This is a genomic window from Haloarcula sp. NS06 (genome assembly GCF_051122755.1).
Taxonomy (GTDB): Archaea; Halobacteriota; Halobacteria; order Halobacteriales; family Haloarculaceae; genus Haloarcula.
In genome coordinates, this window is sequence record NZ_CP184844.1 from 818,185 (window position 1) to 835,598 (window position 17,414).

16 protein-coding genes and 1 pseudogene are annotated in these 17,414 nt (G+C 66.4%); 13 read left to right on the plus strand and 4 right to left on the minus strand.

Annotation, left to right across the window (positions count from 1 at the left end; genetic code table 11):
* Positions 1-107: 107 nt before the first annotated feature.
* Genes ACODNH_RS07865 through ACODNH_RS07875 form a run of 3 tightly spaced genes read left to right on the plus strand, consistent with a single transcriptional unit; the run spans position 108 to position 2,085 of the window.
* The gene (locus tag ACODNH_RS07865) at positions 108-269 is read left to right on the plus strand and encodes a preprotein translocase subunit Sec61beta (protein ID WP_004514908.1); all 162 of its coding nucleotides are present in this window, start codon (positions 108-110) and stop codon (positions 267-269) included.
* A 44-nt stretch (positions 270-313) separates the two neighbouring features.
* A complete protein-coding gene (locus ACODNH_RS07870) occupies positions 314-688 on the plus strand; it encodes a DUF7532 family protein (RefSeq protein ID WP_306709007.1) in 375 nt (124 codons plus the stop codon).
* Positions 685-2,085: a DUF402 domain-containing protein gene (locus ACODNH_RS07875; RefSeq protein ID WP_306709009.1), complete on the plus strand. Its 1,401-nt coding sequence runs from the start codon at positions 685-687 to the stop codon at positions 2,083-2,085. The genes ACODNH_RS07870 and ACODNH_RS07875 overlap by 4 nt, the downstream gene beginning before the upstream one ends.
* A gap of 30 nt (positions 2,086-2,115) precedes the next feature.
* Here ACODNH_RS07875 and ACODNH_RS07880 read toward each other — a convergent pair whose 3' ends face one another.
* Both ACODNH_RS07880 and ACODNH_RS07885 read right to left on the minus strand, forming a co-directional pair.
* Entirely contained in the window at positions 2,116-3,522 is a 1,407-nt protein-coding gene (locus ACODNH_RS07880; RefSeq protein ID WP_306709011.1) for an LVIVD repeat-containing protein, read from the minus strand.
* A gap of 45 nt (positions 3,523-3,567) precedes the next feature.
* Positions 3,568-4,146 carry an LURP-one-related/scramblase family protein gene (locus ACODNH_RS07885; protein WP_306709013.1) on the minus strand — a complete coding sequence of 193 codons (579 nt, stop codon included), beginning with the start codon at positions 4,144-4,146 and terminating at the stop codon, positions 3,568-3,570.
* Positions 4,147-4,279: 133 nt separating this feature from the next.
* Between ACODNH_RS07885 and uvrA the strand changes: the two genes are divergently transcribed.
* From uvrA to ACODNH_RS07925, 8 genes and pseudogenes are all read left to right on the plus strand, one after another.
* Positions 4,280-7,261: an excinuclease ABC subunit UvrA gene (uvrA, locus tag ACODNH_RS07890; protein WP_306709015.1), complete on the plus strand. Its 2,982-nt coding sequence runs from the start codon at positions 4,280-4,282 to the stop codon at positions 7,259-7,261.
* Between the two features lie 82 nt (positions 7,262-7,343).
* The gene (locus ACODNH_RS07895; RefSeq protein ID WP_306709017.1) at positions 7,344-8,111 is read left to right on the plus strand and encodes a hypothetical protein; all 768 of its coding nucleotides are present in this window, start codon (positions 7,344-7,346) and stop codon (positions 8,109-8,111) included.
* 181 nt (positions 8,112-8,292) lie between these two features.
* Positions 8,293-8,532 carry a hypothetical protein gene (locus ACODNH_RS07900; RefSeq protein WP_306709020.1) on the plus strand — a complete coding sequence of 80 codons (240 nt, stop codon included), beginning with the start codon at positions 8,293-8,295 and terminating at the stop codon, positions 8,530-8,532.
* Between the two features lie 41 nt (positions 8,533-8,573).
* Positions 8,574-9,548, plus strand: a complete 975-nt coding sequence (locus ACODNH_RS07905) for a hypothetical protein (protein ID WP_306709023.1) — start codon at positions 8,574-8,576, stop codon at positions 9,546-9,548.
* 67 nt (positions 9,549-9,615) lie between these two features.
* Positions 9,616-10,599 carry an AAA family ATPase gene (locus ACODNH_RS07910; protein WP_306709024.1) on the plus strand — a complete coding sequence of 328 codons (984 nt, stop codon included), beginning with the start codon at positions 9,616-9,618 and terminating at the stop codon, positions 10,597-10,599.
* A 115-nt stretch (positions 10,600-10,714) separates the two neighbouring features.
* Positions 10,715-11,251: pseudogene (locus ACODNH_RS07915) on the plus strand (DUF4129 domain-containing protein); the annotation flags it as partial.
* A gap of 106 nt (positions 11,252-11,357) precedes the next feature.
* Positions 11,358-13,304 (plus strand): DUF7269 family protein, encoded by a 1,947-nt coding sequence (locus ACODNH_RS07920; protein WP_434531229.1) that lies wholly within the window; start codon positions 11,358-11,360, stop codon positions 13,302-13,304.
* Complete coding sequence (locus tag ACODNH_RS07925) at positions 13,288-13,797, plus strand: DUF7519 family protein (protein WP_434531230.1); 510 nt, start codon at positions 13,288-13,290, stop codon at positions 13,795-13,797. Before ACODNH_RS07920 ends, ACODNH_RS07925 begins: the two co-directional genes overlap by 17 nt.
* A gap of 13 nt (positions 13,798-13,810) precedes the next feature.
* Here ACODNH_RS07925 and ACODNH_RS07930 read toward each other — a convergent pair whose 3' ends face one another.
* Positions 13,811-14,200, minus strand: coding sequence for a hypothetical protein (locus tag ACODNH_RS07930; RefSeq protein ID WP_434531231.1), 390 nt, complete (start codon positions 14,198-14,200; stop codon positions 13,811-13,813).
* Between the two features lie 148 nt (positions 14,201-14,348).
* Here ACODNH_RS07930 and ACODNH_RS07935 point away from each other — a divergent pair, with 148 nt between their 5' ends.
* A complete protein-coding gene (locus ACODNH_RS07935) occupies positions 14,349-15,431 on the plus strand; it encodes a geranylgeranyl reductase family protein (protein WP_306709033.1) in 1,083 nt (360 codons plus the stop codon).
* 64 nt (positions 15,432-15,495) lie between these two features.
* Positions 15,496-16,500: an AI-2E family transporter gene (locus ACODNH_RS07940; RefSeq protein ID WP_306709035.1), complete on the plus strand. Its 1,005-nt coding sequence runs from the start codon at positions 15,496-15,498 to the stop codon at positions 16,498-16,500.
* 31 nt (positions 16,501-16,531) lie between these two features.
* Here ACODNH_RS07940 and ACODNH_RS07945 read toward each other — a convergent pair whose 3' ends face one another.
* The gene (locus tag ACODNH_RS07945; protein WP_306709037.1) at positions 16,532-17,326 is read right to left on the minus strand and encodes a sulfurtransferase; all 795 of its coding nucleotides are present in this window, start codon (positions 17,324-17,326) and stop codon (positions 16,532-16,534) included.
* Positions 17,327-17,414 lie beyond the last annotated feature (88 nt).

The window sequence follows — 17,414 nt, forward strand, 5'->3', positions numbered from 1 at the left end:
GTTCGTGTTAGCCCGCGGTATCTGATAAGGGTTATCCATGTGTACCTTGGCCACGCAATCACGGGCGACCCGAAAGGCTTAGTGTTGGTGATACACCACCCTGAAGTATGAGTGGTAGCGACGGCGGCGGACTGATGTCCAGTGCGGGACTGGTCAGGTATTTCGACGCTGAAGACCAGAACACGATCCGTATCGACCCTCGAACAATCGTCGCGACCGGCGTCATGTTCGGGCTGTTGATGCTCGTGCTGAACGCGATGATCGTGTAGGCGATTCCGCACTGTTTTCCTCTCCCCGCCACTGACTCGCGGGTATGCACTTCACGCAACGCGAACAGCAAGCGCTCCGTGACGCCGGTGTCGAGCAGGACACCATCGAAGCGGCCTCCGACGCAGTGGTCGAAGCCACCGACGACGCGGCCGCGGCGCTCGAAGCCTTCTTCGACGGCCGCGAGACGGTGTACTCGGATATGGATATCGCCCACAGTTCCAGCGAGATTCAGGAACACGCCGTCGAGTACTGGGACCTGTTCACCCACGCCGACGACATCCGGGGCTACCTCCGGTTCGACACCTGGGGAGTTCCGGTTGAGGGCGGACGCGTGCTGAGCGAGGGGAAAGTAGAGCTCTCGCTCGGGCCGACGGTCCACGGGCGGGTCCGTTTCGCCGCCGACGAGGACGCGCTATGACCGTCCGGGTCAGGGGCATCTACGCGACGGCACTGACCCAGTTGCTGCGCGAGGCGGGACACGAGGTCGTGCAGGCGTCGGGACCCATCGAGGACCGCTTCGACGGCGAGTTTCCCGACGAGCGGGCGGCGGTCACCGTGACGACGACGGACGATCAGCAGGGCGTCGGCGTCGTCGGCGACCACGAAGCTGCCGCGGCCGTTACGGACCGCCTGACAGAACTCGGGCGAGACACGCTCCACTGGGCCGACCCGACGCCAGCGGGCGCAATCTACGCCGGTACCGTGACCGAGACGCTGGGGAGCGGCGCTGTCGTCGACCTCGGTGACGGCGAGGGCTTTCTCCCGTACTCGTCCTCGGACGAGCGCGTCAAGACGGGCGATGCGCTCCGGGTGCAGGTTGTCGAGGCGAGCGCGCCGTGGACGAACGGCCGGCCCGTGCTGGACACCACCATCGCGGTTCGCGGGTCGCTCCTCTCGCTCGTGCGTGGCAGAAGCGGGCCGTCGTCGGGGACCGGCGGCCCGGCGATGCTGGACCTCATCGCCGCGGAGCCCCGGGACGGCTGGGGCGTCTCGTGGGAATCGGCGAGCGAGGACGCCAGCTTCGACGCGCTGGCCGACGCGCTCGACGCCGCAAACGAACGTGCGGCAGCCATCGACGACGCGCTTGCGGGAGCCGACGCGCCTGCAGACTGCGCGCCCGCCCGGTACGTCGCGGGGTTCTCAACGTCGTGGCTGTGGTTCGGCCGCGAGAGCCGGTTCGCGCTCGACGAGGCCCGCCGCGAGGTGACGGCGACGATGCCGGGCCACCATCGCGTGAAGGCCGGCGACCGCGCGGCCAGTGCCGCCGTCGACTACGTCGAAGCGCTATGCGACGACATCGGGACCGGTGAGACGGACTTCCCCTTCGCTGTGACGGCCCGGCAGTTCGGCCCGCAGGTCGGCGGGTCCCTGTCGCTGGGCCACGGCAAGCCCGACGGCCGACTCATCACGCTGGGCAACGGGGAGGTACAGTCCGTCGACGACGACGGGACGGTGACCATCGAGCGCGAGATGAGTCCCGGCGGCACCTACGACGCGCTCGGCGTCCCGAAAGAGGCCGGCGACATTGCCGAGACGAAAGTCAAGGAGGGCCGCTGGTGGTACCCGACCGTGTACCGCGACAGCGACGGCGAAAAGAAGGGCACGTACGTCAACGTCTGTACGCCTGTCGAGGTGTTCCCCGACACCGCCCGGTACGTCGACCTCCACGTCGACGTGGTGAAACACGCCGACGGCACCGTCGAGCGGGTCGACGACGACGAACTCGACGCGGCCGTCGAACGCGGCCACATCTCCGAGCCGCTGGCCGAGCGCGCACGGAGCGTCGCCGCCGCCGTCAAGAGCGCGCTGGAGTAACAGAACGGAGCACAGTCAGGCGGTGCGAGGTCAGTCTCGCCGGCGTCGGGCGCGCCACGCTGCCAGCCCGACGGCTGCGACTGCCGACCCGACACCGAAGCCGGGACCGCCGACGCCCAGGGAGGTACCATCAGTGCTGTTAGCGCTGCCACCCTCGTCGCCCGTGGCCGTCGGCGTCCGTATCTGCGGGTCAGGAAAGGTGTACAGTCCGGGCTGGACATCCGTTCCCCGGCTCGCGTTCGTGCTCCCGGCGACGAAACAGCCGGCGGCCCGCTGGGCGGTCCAGAAGGAGGTCGCTTCGGTGTCGCGCCACTCGAAGACCTGTTCGGGCGCGGTCGCGTCGGTCAGGTCGTGGACCCGGACCCCGCCGTTGTACCACGCCGAGTAACAGCGGTTGTCGGTCAGTTCGAAGTTGTGTGCCGTCGTGAGGATGCCCCCCGGCGACGGGTCTGAGGTTGGCGGCGGGTCGAGCGTCGACAGCAGGTCGGCGTCGGTCGGGTCGCTGATGTCGTACAGTTCGATGCCGCTCGGACCGCCGCTGTCGTCACCTCCGAGGTCCCACGATTCGCCGCCGACGCCCAGCAGCGACGCGTCCTCGTTGACCGTCACGAAGTGGTCGTTGCCCGGCGGTTCGCTCCGCTCGGTTCCGGGGTCATCGATTGCGGCGAGGTCTTCGGGGGAGCGCCCGCGGACTTTCGCTACGGGCGAAATGTCGCTCGGGTCGGATACGTCCACGACCCACGTTCCGCCGTCCCAGTACGCCAGATAGGCCCGGCCGTCCTGTACCCATACGTCGTGCAGCGGCCAGAGGCTCGTCGGCACGTCGGTCCAGGCGTCGCCGGCGTCAAGCAGTGACCACTCGCCGACTTCCTGTTCGGTCTCGGTATCGGCCACGAGCAAGGGGTTGCCGTTGCGGTCGTTCGCAGTCAGATAGGCGTAGCGGCCGTCGAAGTCACAGTTGTGGACCCGCGTGTCCAGTTCGAGGCCCGCGATCTGTGTTGGGTCCTGCCGGTCGCTTACGTCGAAGACGACGAAGCCGTGAGCGCCGTCGGCAGGGTGGGCCGGCCCGGCGGCCAGTAGCCGTGAGCCACTGACAGCGAGGTCCTGCACGCGCTGTATCGGTCCGCTGTCGCCCTCGGCCAGCAGGTCGGTTCGTCGGCTGAGCAGTCGCGGACTGGTCGGCGTGACGAGGTCGACGAGCGCGATGCCGTCACCCGTCGCGACGTAGGCCGTGTGTCCGTCGGGACTGGTGACGACCTCGTACACCGCCTCCATCTCCAGCACGCCCAGCGGGTCCCCGCCGGTCGGGGTGTCGGAGGCCGCTGGCTCGGCCGTTCCATTACCGGTCGGCATCGGGTGACCTCGGGTCGTCCCCGTCGCGAGGCCGACACCTGTTCCTGCGAGGGCGAGTCGTTGGAGGACCGTCCGGCGGCGCATAGCGGTTCTTGGGGGAGCCAGGGCAAGAAGGATTCCGGTGGGGCGTCAGTTCCCCTGAATCGCGTCGATAACCATCGCCGCAGCGATGATCGGCTCTTTCGGAACCGTGCTGGCGTCGTCGATAGTGATCTCGTAGCGGTCTTTCAGCGAGAACTGCCCGTCGATGTTGCCGACGTGGTTGCCGTCCTGGTCGGTGATCTCGTACTTGTGGGGAATCCAGCCGCCGAACGGGACGACGTTGCGCGCGATAGTCACGAGTGCGCCCTGAGAGTTGATCTCGGCGATCTTCGCCTCGGTACTGGCGTCCCGAACCTTCCACGTGTCCTGAAAAATCGAGTAGTCGTTGTCGAGGATGACGATGTCCTCGCCGGTCTTGGAGTCAGTGAGGACGTAGTTGCCGGCCACGTCGATGATGCCGCCGGCCTTGACCTGAAACACCTCGTTGTCGTTTGCGTCGACAAACGGGAACTCCTCTTTCATCTTCAGCATCTTCTGTTTCCCGCGGAGGACGACGTTCCCGGCTGCGTCCATCGCCTTGTACTTGTTACGGATCAGGCTCTGTTCGACTGTGTAGCTGTCGTCGGAGAGGTCAATCCCCGCAATGTCGTAGTCGCTTGTTCCCATACCAATCTCATATTCGATATAGGTGGTAAATCTTTTGCCATACTGTTCAAAATAAAAACAGTCACGGGCGGAATCGTTTATCCACACCCGAACCGACAGGGTTTCCCCCCTGCCGGCCAAGTAAAATCCAAGGATGAGCAAGGATATAATCGAGGTCCGAGGGGCCGAGGAACACAACCTCAAGGACGTCGACGTGGAGATTCCACGCGAGGAACTGACAGTCGTCACTGGGCTGTCGGGGTCGGGCAAATCCTCGCTCGCATTCGAGACGGTGTACGCCGAGGGCCAGCGGCGCTACATCGAATCACTCTCCGCCTACGCACGGAACTTCCTGGGGCAGATGGACAAGCCACAGGTCGAGAACGTCGAGGGGCTGTCGCCGGCCATCTCCATCGACCAGAAGAACGCCGCCAACAACCCCCGCTCGACGGTCGGGACCGTTACCGAACTACACGACTACCTCCGCCTGCTGTACGCGCGCGTCGGCACGCCCCACTGTCCGGAGTGTGGCCGCGAGGTCGGCGAGCAGTCCGCTCAGAACATGGTCTCCCGGCTATTGGAACTCCCAGAGGGCACCCGCGCCAAACTGTGTGCGCCGGTCGTCCGCGACCAGAAGGGTGCCTTCGAGGACTTGTTCGACGACCTCGTCGGCGAGGGGTACAGCCGTGTCGAGGTCGACGGCGAGGAGTTCGACCTCACGCTGGACCGACCCGAACTGGACGAGAACTACGACCATACGGTCGATGTGGTCGTGGACCGCGTGAAGATCTCGCCGGACGCTCGTTCGCGCATCACTGACTCCGTCGAGACCGCGCTGGAAGAGGCCGACGGAACGCTGAAGGTCATCCTCCCGGACCCGGCAGAAGGCGCGGCGGAGACGCTCGGCGGATCAGACGCCAGGGCAACCGGCGACCTTGCCGACGGGGACGAAGGTGGCGACGGAGCCACCTCGGACCGCGTCGTTGTCGAACTCTCCGAGGACCTTGCCTGCACCCACTGCGGTATCGACATCTCCGAGATCGAGACGCGGTCGTTCTCGTTCAACTCACCGCACGGGGCCTGCCCGGAGTGTGAGGGGCTGGGCGAGACGAAGGAGGTCAGCGAGGATCTCGTCATCACCGACTCGTCGAAGCCGCTCAAGCACGTTTTCGAGCCCTGGAGTTACGACCGGACGTACTACTCGCGGCAACTGGACAACGTCGCCGAGCACTTCGGCGTGGACCTCACGACGCCGTTCGAGGAGCTAGACGAGTCCGTCCAGCGGCAGTTCCTCTACGGGACCGACAGCAGAGTCCACTTCGAGTGGCGGACGAAGAACGGGACCCGCGAGAAGACCGAGCGGTTCGAGGGCGTCATCCCAAACCTGGAGCGGCGACACATCGAGACGGATTCGGACCGCGCCCGCGAGCATATTGAGGAGTTCATGGCGACGACGACGTGCCCGGTCTGTGAAGGGACACGGCTCAAAGCGGAGTCGCGGGCGGTGCTCGTCGACGGCACCTCGATAACCGCGGTCAACGAGATGTCCATCAGTGACGCGTTGGCTCACTTCGAGGGGATGGAAGAGCACCTCTCGGCCCGGGACCGAAAGATCGCTGAGGAGATTCTCAAGGAGATCCGGGCCCGCCTAGGCTTCATGACCGAGGTCGGCCTGGACTACCTGACGCTCGACCGCGAGGCGTCGACGCTGTCCGGCGGTGAGAGCCAGCGCATCCGGCTGGCGACCCAGATCGGGAGCGGCCTCGTCGGTGTTCTCTATGTCCTCGACGAGCCCTCCATTGGCCTCCACCAGCGGGACAACGACCGCCTGCTGAACACGCTCGAAGAGCTTCGGGACCTCGGAAACACGCTGCTCGTGGTCGAACACGACACCGAGACGATGCGCCGGGCCGACCAGATAATCGACATGGGCCCCGGTCCGGGCAAGCGCGGCGGCGACGTCGTCGTCAACGGCCCGATGGACGCGGTCATCGACACCGAGGAGTCGGTGACCGGGGAGTACCTCTCGGGCGAGCGGACGATTCCGGTGCCCGACAGCCGCCGTGAGGCCGACGGCGAACTCACCGTTCGGGGCGCTCGCCAGCACAACCTCGACGACCTCGACGTGTCCATCCCGCTGGGGACGTTCACCGCCATCACGGGCGTCTCGGGCTCCGGGAAATCCACGCTGATGCACGACGTGCTGTACAAGGGGCTGGTGCGCCGGATGAACGACACCGACGTGAACCCCGGCGAACACGACGCTATCGACGGCCTCGACGACATCGAGACGGTGCGGCTCATCGATCAGTCGCCCATCGGCCGAACGCCCCGTTCCAACCCCGCAACGTACACCAACGTCTTCGATCACATCCGCGAACTGTTCGCCGAGACGAGCCTCTCGAAACAGCGCGGCTACGAGGTTGGCCGATTCTCGTTCAACGTCAAGGGCGGCCGCTGTGAGGGCTGTGGCGGTCAGGGGACGGTCACCATCGACATGAACTTCCTCTCGGACGTGACGGTCCCCTGCGAGGAGTGTGGCGGCGCGCGCTACAACGACGAGACGCTGGACGTGACCTACAAGGACGCAACCATCGCCGACGTGCTCGATATGACCGTCGAGGAAGCGTATGACTTCTTCGAGAGCCACGGCGGCATCCGCCGCCGGCTGGAACTCCTGAAGGACGTGGGGCTTGGCTACATGCGGCTGGGCCAGCCCTCGACGACGCTCTCGGGCGGCGAGGCCCAACGCGTGAAACTCGCCGAGGAACTCGGCAAGAAGGATTCGGGCGAGACGCTGTACCTGCTCGACGAGCCGACCACCGGGCTCCACCCGGAGGACGAGCGAAAGCTCATCGACGTACTCCACCGGCTCACTGACGACGGCAACACCGTCGTCGTCATCGAGCACGAACTCGACCTGATAAAGAACGCCGACCAGATCATCGATCTCGGTCCCGAGGGTGGCGAGAACGGCGGCGAACTCGTCGCTCAGGGGACGCCGGAGGAGGTGGCCCGAACCGAGGCATCCTACACCGGGCAGTATCTCCGTGACCTGCTACCGAACGTCGATCTGGAGGGACCGCGAGCGGACCGCGACACAGCAGCCGAACAGCCGGCCGCGGACGACGACTGAGACAATCGCTACCATGAAAGCTGGCAATAGCTGAAACGGCCACCAACGTTTTTGACAGTAGCGAAACCTGATACAGCCAGTTATGGCGCAGTCGACAGCGGACCGCGTCGAGCGGAAACGGGGTATCGGTGGGCTGGCGAAGCAGGCGAACCCGGCGTTTGCTGTGGGAGCAGTTGCCGTCCCGCTCATCGCGTTTGCGGGGGCGCTCGCCAGCGGGAACATTCGGGCGCTGACCTACGTGCACGTGATGGCCGGGGTGCTGTGGACCGGTATCGACCTGTTCATGGGCCTCGTGTTGGGACCAGTACTCGGCGGCCAGGAACCAGAGGCACGGGCCGACTTTTTCGCGTCGTTCACGCCCAAGATGACATTCCTGATGCCGACGCTGGCGACGGTGACCATCGCCGGCGGCATCCTGTTGGCGCTCAGGCTCGGGAAGTTTCCCAACGCCGACCCGTGGCTGGCGATTCTGACCGCCGCGACACTGATTCCGGTCATCCTCCTCATCGGCTACCAGTTTGACGCGCTGACCGACCCGAAGACGCTGGGCGTCCTTGGTATCGCTGTCGTTGGCTCCGGCGCGTATCTCGTGACGACGCTGCCGGCTTTCGCGATGACGTCGTGGTGGATCGTGGCTACGCTCGGTATCGTGACGCTGCTGTCCGTGCAGGGCTTTGGCGTCGTTCTGCCCGGTGAGGTCCGCATTTACCGGGAGGTAATTTCCGAGAACCCGGACGTCGACCTCGTCTCCGAAATCGGGATGCGAAACGCCAAACTGGGCGGCTTGCAGGGTTTGATGCAGTTGGCTATCGTGTTCGTGATGGTCGGCCTGCGCTGGTGGACGCCGTAGGCCCGGTCACCGGTATCAAACCCTGTGGAGAGAGCCAGTAGCCGCTTTTCCGTCCACGCGAAGCCAGTCTGACGCGGGCTGGGAGGCGTGCTGGCTGTCGAAGGATCTCTGCCCAACTAATCACTACCGTGACGGGTGTAACAGCGCTTATCACCCTGCCTGCCGAGCGTTTCTGTCAACGATGGTCTGGTGGGGGCATACCGAGAGCCAGTGTGCATTCACAGTCGACCGCACGGAGTTGGACGGCGAAACCGAACAGGAATGGCGCTGTCCACACGGCGCACTCGAAGGCAAAGAGCGCTGTCCGTTCCACTGCCAGCCCGAGGATGTCCCCGACAGCGTGGACGTGTCCGAGGCGTTCCCCGGCGCTTTCTTCGTCGCGCTGTACGTCTTCGCGTTGACACGGTCAGTCAGTCGCTGACCACCGCCAGCTTTCTTCGCTCGGGCGTCGTACAGTCGGTTATGCACACCGTCTACGCCGCGCTCGGGGACCGCGTCCTCGTCGGCGACAGCCGCGGCGGCTGGGACGACTGCCTTCGGGGCTACGACATCGAGTGCGTTGCCGCGGAAGCCGCCGAGCCGGAGCGTGCCTTCGTGGGTACCGCAGATACTGGCCTCCAGCGGACGACCGACGGCGGCGCGACGTGGGAGACAGTCCTCAACGCCGGCGACCGAGTGACGAGCGTCACAGTCAGCCCGCACGACGCTGGCGTGGTGTGGGCCGGCACGGAGCCAAGCGCGGTCTACCGCTCGACTGACGGCGGAGAAACGTGGACCGAGCGCCCCGGACTGACCGACCTCGACTCGGCGTCGCGGTGGTCGTTCCCGCCGCGGCCACACACCCACCACGTGCGCTGGCTCGCCCTCGCCCCGGACGACCGGGAGCAGGTGTACGCTGCCATCGAGGCCGGCGCGTTCGTCCGCAGTCCTGACGGCGGCGAGACGTGGATCGACCACCCTGACGGTGCTCGGCGGGACAACCACACGCTGGCGACCCATCCTGACGCCCCGGACCGGGTGTACACCGCCGCCGGCGACGGCTTCGCGCTGTCGACTGACCGGGGAGCGACGTGGACCCATCCGCAGGAAGGGCTGGCCCATCGGTACGTGTGGGGGTTGGCCGTCCACCCCGACGACCCGGATCGCGTCGTCGTCTCGGCCGCCAGCGGCCCCCGGTCCGCTCACAGCACCGGCGGCGAGAGCTACGTGTATCGATGGGACGGTGACCGGTGGACGCAATCGATGGACGGCCTGCCGGGACCGGCGGGGCTGGCCCGACCGGTTCTCGCTGCTGACCCGGACGATGGCTTTCTCGCGCTGACGAACCGCGGCCTGTTCCAGTCGAAACACGGTGAGACGTGGGTTAAGCAGGACCTCAATGGCGGGGACTGGACAGCCGAGTACGACCAGGTCCCGAGTGGACTGGCCGTCGTCTGACTCCGTTTTCTCGGTGAGAAGTTGTGTTCATACTACTAATATGTCGGCGGTGCCAGCCGGGAGTACGATGGACGTTCCAGACGCCTACGACGACTGCGACCGGGTCCTCGATACGATTTCTGAGAGCGTCGTCGCCGAGCGGGAGTTCCTCGAAACCGTGTTGACTGCCGTCCTCGCCCGTGGTCACGTGCTCATAGAGGACGTACCGGGAACTGGAAAGACGCTGACCGCCCAGAGCTTCGCATCTGCGCTGGGGCTCTCTTTCTCGCGGGTCCAGTTCACGCCCGACCTGCTGCCAGCGGACGTGACCGGGACGCACGTCTACCGCGAGGGCGACGGCGAGTTCGAGTTCTCTGCGGGTCCGATCTTCGCCAACTTCGTGCTGGCCGACGAGATCAACCGCGCGCCGCCGAAAACGCAGGCCGCGCTGCTTGAGGCGATGGCTGAGGGACAGGTGACTGTCGACGGTGACACCCACTCGCTGCCGGAGCCGTTCGTCGTCGTTGCGACCCAGAACCCTGTCGAGAGCGAGGGCGTGTTCCCCCTGCCCGAGGCCCAGCGCGACCGCTTCCTCGTCAAGACCAGCATCGGTTACCCTGAGGCCAGTGCCGAGGAGGGGCTGCTCCGCCAGCGGACCGAGCGAGAGTCCAAGACCCCCTCTGTCGACGATGTCATCGACCCTGAGGGCGTGCGCCGCTTGCAGTCCGTGCCCGAGCGAGTGACCGTCGACGACGACATCCTGAGCTACCTCGTCGACATCGTCCACAGAACCCGTCAGGACACCCGGACCGAAGTTGGCGTCTCTCCCCGTGGGAGCCAGCGCCTGCTCGAAGCCGCTCGGAGCCACGCGGTAATCGCCGGCCGGGAGTACGTGCGCCCGGTTGACGTACAGACCGTCGGTGCGCCGGTCTTGGCCCACCGGCTGGTCATGACCACCGATGCGACCGTGGACGGGACGACCGCCGATGATGTCGTCGCGGACGTGTTCGACAGCGTCGCGGTGCCAACGGTGTCGGCGGCTGCCCCCGAGACGCCGGCGGCCGGGGAGTGAGTCGGATGGTGGAAAGACAGTCGCTCCGGCAGACCGGAGCTGGCAATCGGGGGGCGTAAGCGTGGCACGGTTCGGCTCGCTGGCTCTGGCTGTCCTCGCCGTCGTCGCGTTGGCGATGGTCGCCGCGTCGCTCAACACCGTTTCGACGGCACCAACGGTGACGACCGGGGAATCGACGGTCGATTCGACGCCGCCCCCGCAAGGGCCGGGCGGTGGCGGACCCGGTACCCCAGCAGGGACCCAGTCGGCGACCAGAGTTCCGGAGACTGAAACGGAGACAGCAGCCGCCTCAAAGGCAAGTGACGGACCGCCGCGCTGGCAGGTCGTCGCCGGCCTCGCACTCGTCGTGCTGGGCGGGCTGGTCGTCCTGTACGAACTGACCCGCGGCGAAGCAAGCGATCCGGAGTCCGGCGATGAGGACCCGCCGCCCACGCCGACAGCACCCGCGGCCGATTCCGTGTTGCTCACAGGAGACGTACCGCCGGAAAACGACGTGTACCGGGCGTGGTCAGCGCTCAGGAACCGGGTCGAATCGGTCGACGAAGCGTCCGGACAGCCCGCCCAAGAGCCAGTGACTCCCGCCGACGTTCGGGAGGGGGCAATCGAGTCCGGCCTCCCACAGCAGCCGGTGACGGCGCTGACCGAACTGTTCTGTGCGGTCCGGTACGGCGACGCGGCCGCGACACCGGAGCGGGAGCGGCGAGCACGAGCGGTCGCAACCACGCTGTCGCTGGAACGCCTGTCCGGGGTGATGCATCGTGAGGCTGCGACGCATTCCGACTATCGTCGGCCTCCTGGCTATCAGTGTCGGCGTGCTCCTGCTGGCACTACCCGAACTGGGCGGTGGACTTCTGCCCCGCGTGGCCGCGACGCTGCTGACAGTCGGGGTTGGGGCCGCGGCGGTGGTGCTCGCGGCCAGAGAGCTGTTCGACAGCGACGACCCGGAGCTACGGCTTCCGACGCCCGAGTCCCGGCCCCAGTATCAGGTCCCTGGGGCGGCGTTCGCCGAGCGACTCGACCGGATCAGCACCGTCGGTCGCCGCGCTGTCGACGACGCGGACGAGTGGGACGGGACGCAGGAGCGCACACCCAGGGAGCGCGTGTACGCGTCGCTCCACGAACTTGCCGTCGATGTACTCGGGCGGACAGACGGGGACAGGCCGGGCGCGGCCGCCGACCGGCTCGCGGACGGTGAGTGGACTGACAACGAGGCGGCCGCCGCCTTCTTCGCCGACGGGCTTTGCCCGCCGCTGCCGCGTCGGGCGTCACTCCCCCTCGTTCGACCCGAGCTACCCGTGGTGCGTCGGGCGCGCCACGCCGTCGCCGAGTTAGCCGAGCGGCTGGCGGCCGACGCGCCCGACCCGGCCAGCCGGCTCGCTCCGGTCGAAACGATGGGTGATGAGGCGTCCCAGGGCGAGTACTGGCCCACCGCCGAACTCCCCCGAACACGGTCGACCGGGCGGACCAGACGCGTCGCCGTCGCGGTCCTGCTTGTCAGCGCGGGTGGCGTCGTGATGGGCGTTCCCGGAGCGGTGCTGACCGCCGCGTTCGGGGTCTCACTCGCCGGGGCCGCGCGAATCCGGGAGCCGACGGCCGACATCGAGCTCGCCCGGACGCTCGAACCGCAGACGCCGACGCCCGGATCAACCGTCGAAGTCACCGTGACAGTGCGGAACGTCGGCGAGACGACGATTCCGGACCTCCGGCTGCTGGACGGCGTTCCCGCCGGACTCAGCGTCCGCTCGGGGTCGCCGCGGCTGACCACCGCGTTGCGGCCCGGCACCGAACGGTCGTTTACCTACGCGCTGACGGCGGTCCCGGGCATCCACACGTTCGAGTCGCCGCTCGTGATCGCGGGCGATTTCGCCGGCGCGCGTGAGACGGTTCAGACCGTCGCGGTGACGGACGGCCAAGACAGCCTGGCATGTGGCTTCGAGCGGCGCAGTGACGACGCCAGCCCGCCCCGAGAGCAGGCGACGCAAATGCCGGGGCAACAGAAGGCAGGAGTCACCGGGAGCGGCGTCGAGTTCGACTCGCTGCGCGCGTACCGCCCCGGCGACCCGGCATCGAGGATCGACTGGCACCACCGCGCAAAGACCGGCGACCTGGCGACAGTGGAGTTCCGGGAGCCGCGACGGCCGCGGGTGGCCGTGGTCGTCGACGCCCGCCGGGCGGCGTACGTCGCGGCGACAGCCGGCGATATCCCAGCGCCGCGCTACGGCGCGTCGGCCGCCTACAGCGTCGCTGCTCGGTTGCTCGACGACGGGGTCCCTGTCGGAGTGGGGACGGTCGGGGCGGGCGACTGCTGGCTGCCGATGACGACTGGCGAGGCCCACCACGAGGCCGTCCGGACGCGCCTTGCCGGTGAAAGCGCCATCCCGTGGACGCCGCCAGCAGAGCCGACGCAGGTCGCCGATGCCGTCGACCACCTGACGGCGCGGCTCAACCCCGATGTTCAGGTAGTCGTCGTCTCACCGCTCTGTGACGACGACGGTGTCACTCTCGTCCAACAACTTGAGGCGGCCGGCAACAGTGTCTCGGTGGTGAGTCCGGACTGTACGGACCCGTCAACGGTCGCCGGAGCCTACGCACACCTCGCCCGTGAAAACCGACTCTCGACGCTTCGTGGGGATGATATTCCCGTACAGGACTGGGACCCGACGACGCCGCTCAGGGAGGTGCAGGCCCGTGCCGCAGCCGTCTGATCGGAACCACTCGTCCGTATCGGGGCTCCCGCGGTTCAGTGCCGGCGTCAGCGTGGTTTCGGTCCTCGCCGTTGTCGGACTCGTCGCGTCCGACCCCGCGTCGGTGGCGTTAGCTGTCATCAGTGGGTCGGCGGTCGGCATCGGTCTACTACGGCGGTCCGAGTTCGCGCTGACGGCCGGCGTCGGCGGCATGTTCATAGCCGTGCTACAGGCCGGGGCTGACGGCTCGCCGGAGTGGGTCCTCTGTGCGACGGTCCCGGTCGTACTGGCCTGGGTGACCGCCAGACACGCGCTGCGGTTGGGCGCGCAGATCGGCTCCGCAGCCCCGACGCTCCGGGTCGAACTCGTCCACACCGTCTCGGTCGTGGTACTCCTGACCGCGGGCGGAGGTATCGGCTATCTCGTCTACCGATCCGTTACGGGGACGCCGTCGCCACTGGCACTGGGCCTGCTCCTGCTCGCTGTCGTCGCATTTACAGTCTCACTGCGGTGACAGTGGGGGCCGATTACAGGATGGTGATGACTGCGTACCCGATTCCACTCGTCACGATCGTCGCGGCGGCCGAGAGCAGGAGGATTTTCGCCGCTTTTCGCCGATCAGCGCGAACAGCCTCGCTTGTGTCGACGCTTCCGCTTTCGCCGCCGGACCCCGAGAGGTCGTAACGGGCGAGCGCACCGAAGGCGACACAGAACCGGAAGTAGTCTTGGAACGCGCCGACGTACCCACCGAAAATGAAGGGGACAGTTGCCCACAGCGACAGTTGCGAAACTGCGCCGACCACCGATACGACGACGACGATGCCGATGGCGACCGCAAACGAAGCAACGGCCGAGAGGCGACGAGCGCGGCGCTGGTTCGCTCCGATGTTACATACCCCGGGCTGATACTCTGCCATATGCGATAGCAGGGGCTACACCGACAAAGACGCCCTGATTCGGGCAGTGGCGCGACGGGTAGCTGACCCGGCTGTCGTCCGGTGAGACAGGCACAGCAGGCCGTATGAATCGAGAAGCTATTTGGTTCGTGACACCGAGAGAACGTGTATGCACGATGTTGTGGTGGTCGGCGCGGGTCCGGCTGGGTCCCGGTACGCGCGTCAGGCGGCGAGCCGGGGACTCGACGTGGTGGTGTTCGAACAAGGGGAGATCGGCAAGCCACTGGCCTGTTCGGGCCACGTGAGCACGGATATCTGGGAGTTTACCGAGGACGCCCGCGACGAACTGTTCCAGAACGAGATTTCCGGCGCACGCTTTCACACGGGCGGTCCCGGAAGTCAGGACCACCCCTTCTACAAGGACGAGGTCATCTCGAACGTCATCGACCGCGTCGGTCTGGACAAGCACCTCGCGGAAGTGGCCCGCGACGCCGGTGCCGACGTTCGTGAGGAACACTCCGTCGTCGGCGTCACTGAGAACAGGGACGGCGTCACCGTCGAAGTCCGCGGCGACGACGGCGTCGAGACACACCGAGCGAAGATGGTTGCCGGCTGTGACGGCCCGAAAAGCCGCGTCCGGCGGGAACTCGACCTCCCGGAGCCCGACGAACTGCTGCATGGCGTCCTCGGGTTCAGCGACGAGGTGGACCACGGCGATTTCGTCGATGTCCACCTCACCGTTCCGCGGTTTTTCGCCTGGCGTATCCCGCGGGGCGAGGCTGGCGTCGAGTACGGGTTGGCGGTACCGCCGGGCGACGACGCTCGCGGCCGCTTCGAAGCGTTCGTCGACGGCTACGGCGTCGAAACCGACCATCGCTGTTCTGGACTCATCCCAATCGGCCCGCCGAAGCGAGTCACCGGCCGGCGGTCGTTCCTCATCGGTGACGCCGCGGCCCAGACCAAACCCTTCACCGGCGGCGGCATCCGCTACGGCATGACTGCGGCCGACCACGCAGCCCGGGAAATCGATCCCGAGGACCCGGCGACGCTGGGCGAGTACGAGCGCGCGTGGCGGGACGACCTCCGACAGGAGATCCGCCTCGGCCACGTAGTTCGTGCCGGCTACTCTGCGCCGGAACCGATACAGAAAGCCGGGATGAAAGCCTTCGAAGGCGAAATCGGCGTCCACATGGACCGGCCGACGACGCTGTTCTCCCGGGAGCAGTTAGCAGCGCTGTTCTCCCGGTCCTGACGGACGTGTTACCGAATTATCGTGTGCAGGTAACGTTTTTACCGGCCGATTGAAAAGGACGTGCGTGGTAACACGCCGACGAACCTACGTCCTCGCGAGTTTGCTCGTTCTCACCGGCTGCCTGACGACAGTCCTGCTCGCGCGAGTGCTATCGACGATCTTCTTCGCAATCACGGTCGCATACGTGCTGTTTCCCGTCTCGGAATGGCTCGGACGCCACGGGCTCAACAAGCGGCTGTCGGCGGCCGTGACGACGGGTATCGCCTTTGTCAGCGGCACACTCATCGTCATCCCGCTCGGGGCCGTGCTGTATCTCCGCCGCCGTGACCTGTTCACCTTCTTCCAGCAACTCCCACCGATGGTATCCCTCGAAGTCGGCGGCTTTAGCTATCCGGTCGAGATTACGCCGACGTTGCTCTCAGCGCGACGGATACTCACAGATTTTGCAGTCGACCTCGCCGCGGAATCACCCGTGCTGGCGCTGAAAGCCGTGCTGTTTGCGATTCTCGTCTATGCGATGCTCTGGCAGCCACAGGCCCCAAAAAAGGCCGTCTATCGGACGGTGCCAGCGTCGTATCACGAGGTCGTCAACCGACTCCATCAACGGCTCCGTGGGACGCTGTACGCGATTTACGTTCTCCAGGCGGCGACGGCGTTCGGAACCTTCGTCGTGGCGTGGGTCGTGTTCTGGCTGCTGGGCTATCAGGGCGCGTTCGCGCTGGCGGTCGTCGCCGGCATCCTGCAGTTTGTCCCCGTCATTGGCCCCAGCGTGGTTGTCCTTACCATCGCTGTCGCGGATGTCATCAACGGCAACATCACCGGGGCGATACTGGTGACCGTGTTGGGGCTCGTCCTCGTCGGCTTCCTCCCAGATGCAGTCATCAGGCCGAAACTGGCCCGCTACACGACCGGGCTCCCTGCCAGCCTCTACTTCGTCGGGTTCACCGGCGGCGTGTTGACGCTGGGCGTCATCGGTTTTATCGCCGGGCCAGTCGCTATCGCGCTACTGGTCGAACTGTCGTCGCTGCTGACGAGCGAGCGACAGGGGGACCAGCAGAAGCTAACCTAAAACAGGCTGTACCGGCAGTCGCTGCAGCAAGTCAGTTCGTCTCCAGCGGCCGCCCCTGTGCCTCCCATTCGGTGAGGCTCCCCTCGTAGAAATCCACCTGCTCGAAGCCGAGATGGCGGAGGACGACGTACGTGTGGCTGATTCGACGGGCAGTGTTACAGTAGAGGACGACGCGTTTCTCGGGGACGATGCCCGCACTTTTGAGAACTGATCGTGCCTCATCTTGCGGAAGCAATCCCCGTGTCTCGTCGTCGACGAGGTCCCGCCAGTCCAGCAGGACTGCTCCGGGAATGTGGCCCTCGTTGTACTCCTCGTCCTCGCGGGTGTCGACCAGCACTGCATTGGGGTCATCCGCGGCGTCAGCGACCGCGTCCGGGCCGACCAGCGGCGTCGAGTCGGGTCGCGTCACATCATAATCAGTCGGTTCGACAGCCGGCGTCTCGCCCGTCGTTTCCCGTTCGAGTTGCCAGCTGGAGAAATCACCGTCGAGGAGATGCAGCCGGTCGGAGTCGTGGCCGAACAGTTCCGCAGTGACCAGAAACCGTGCGGCGAAGACGCCGTGGTGGTCGTCGTACGCGACGATTTCGCTCTCCGGCGTGATGCCGGCCGCCGAGAGTACCTCCGCCCAGTCGTCTTCGTCGGGCAGCATTCCGTCGCCGGCATCGGACGCCGCACCGTGTTCGTCCGCCCGGAACGAATCGAAGGGCACGTTCACCGCGCCCGGGAGGTGTCCGAGGCCGTCGTACTCCCACGCGTCCCGCACGTCAACCACCCGGAGGTCGTCGCCCCGACTCGACACCCACTCAGCAGAGACGAAATCAGTCATCATCCACGCGTTACCGCTCCGTCCGCTTGAAAACTCCCATCACAGCCGGTCGAAGGTGGATGCAAATGCTGCCGCCTCTCGTGAGAGA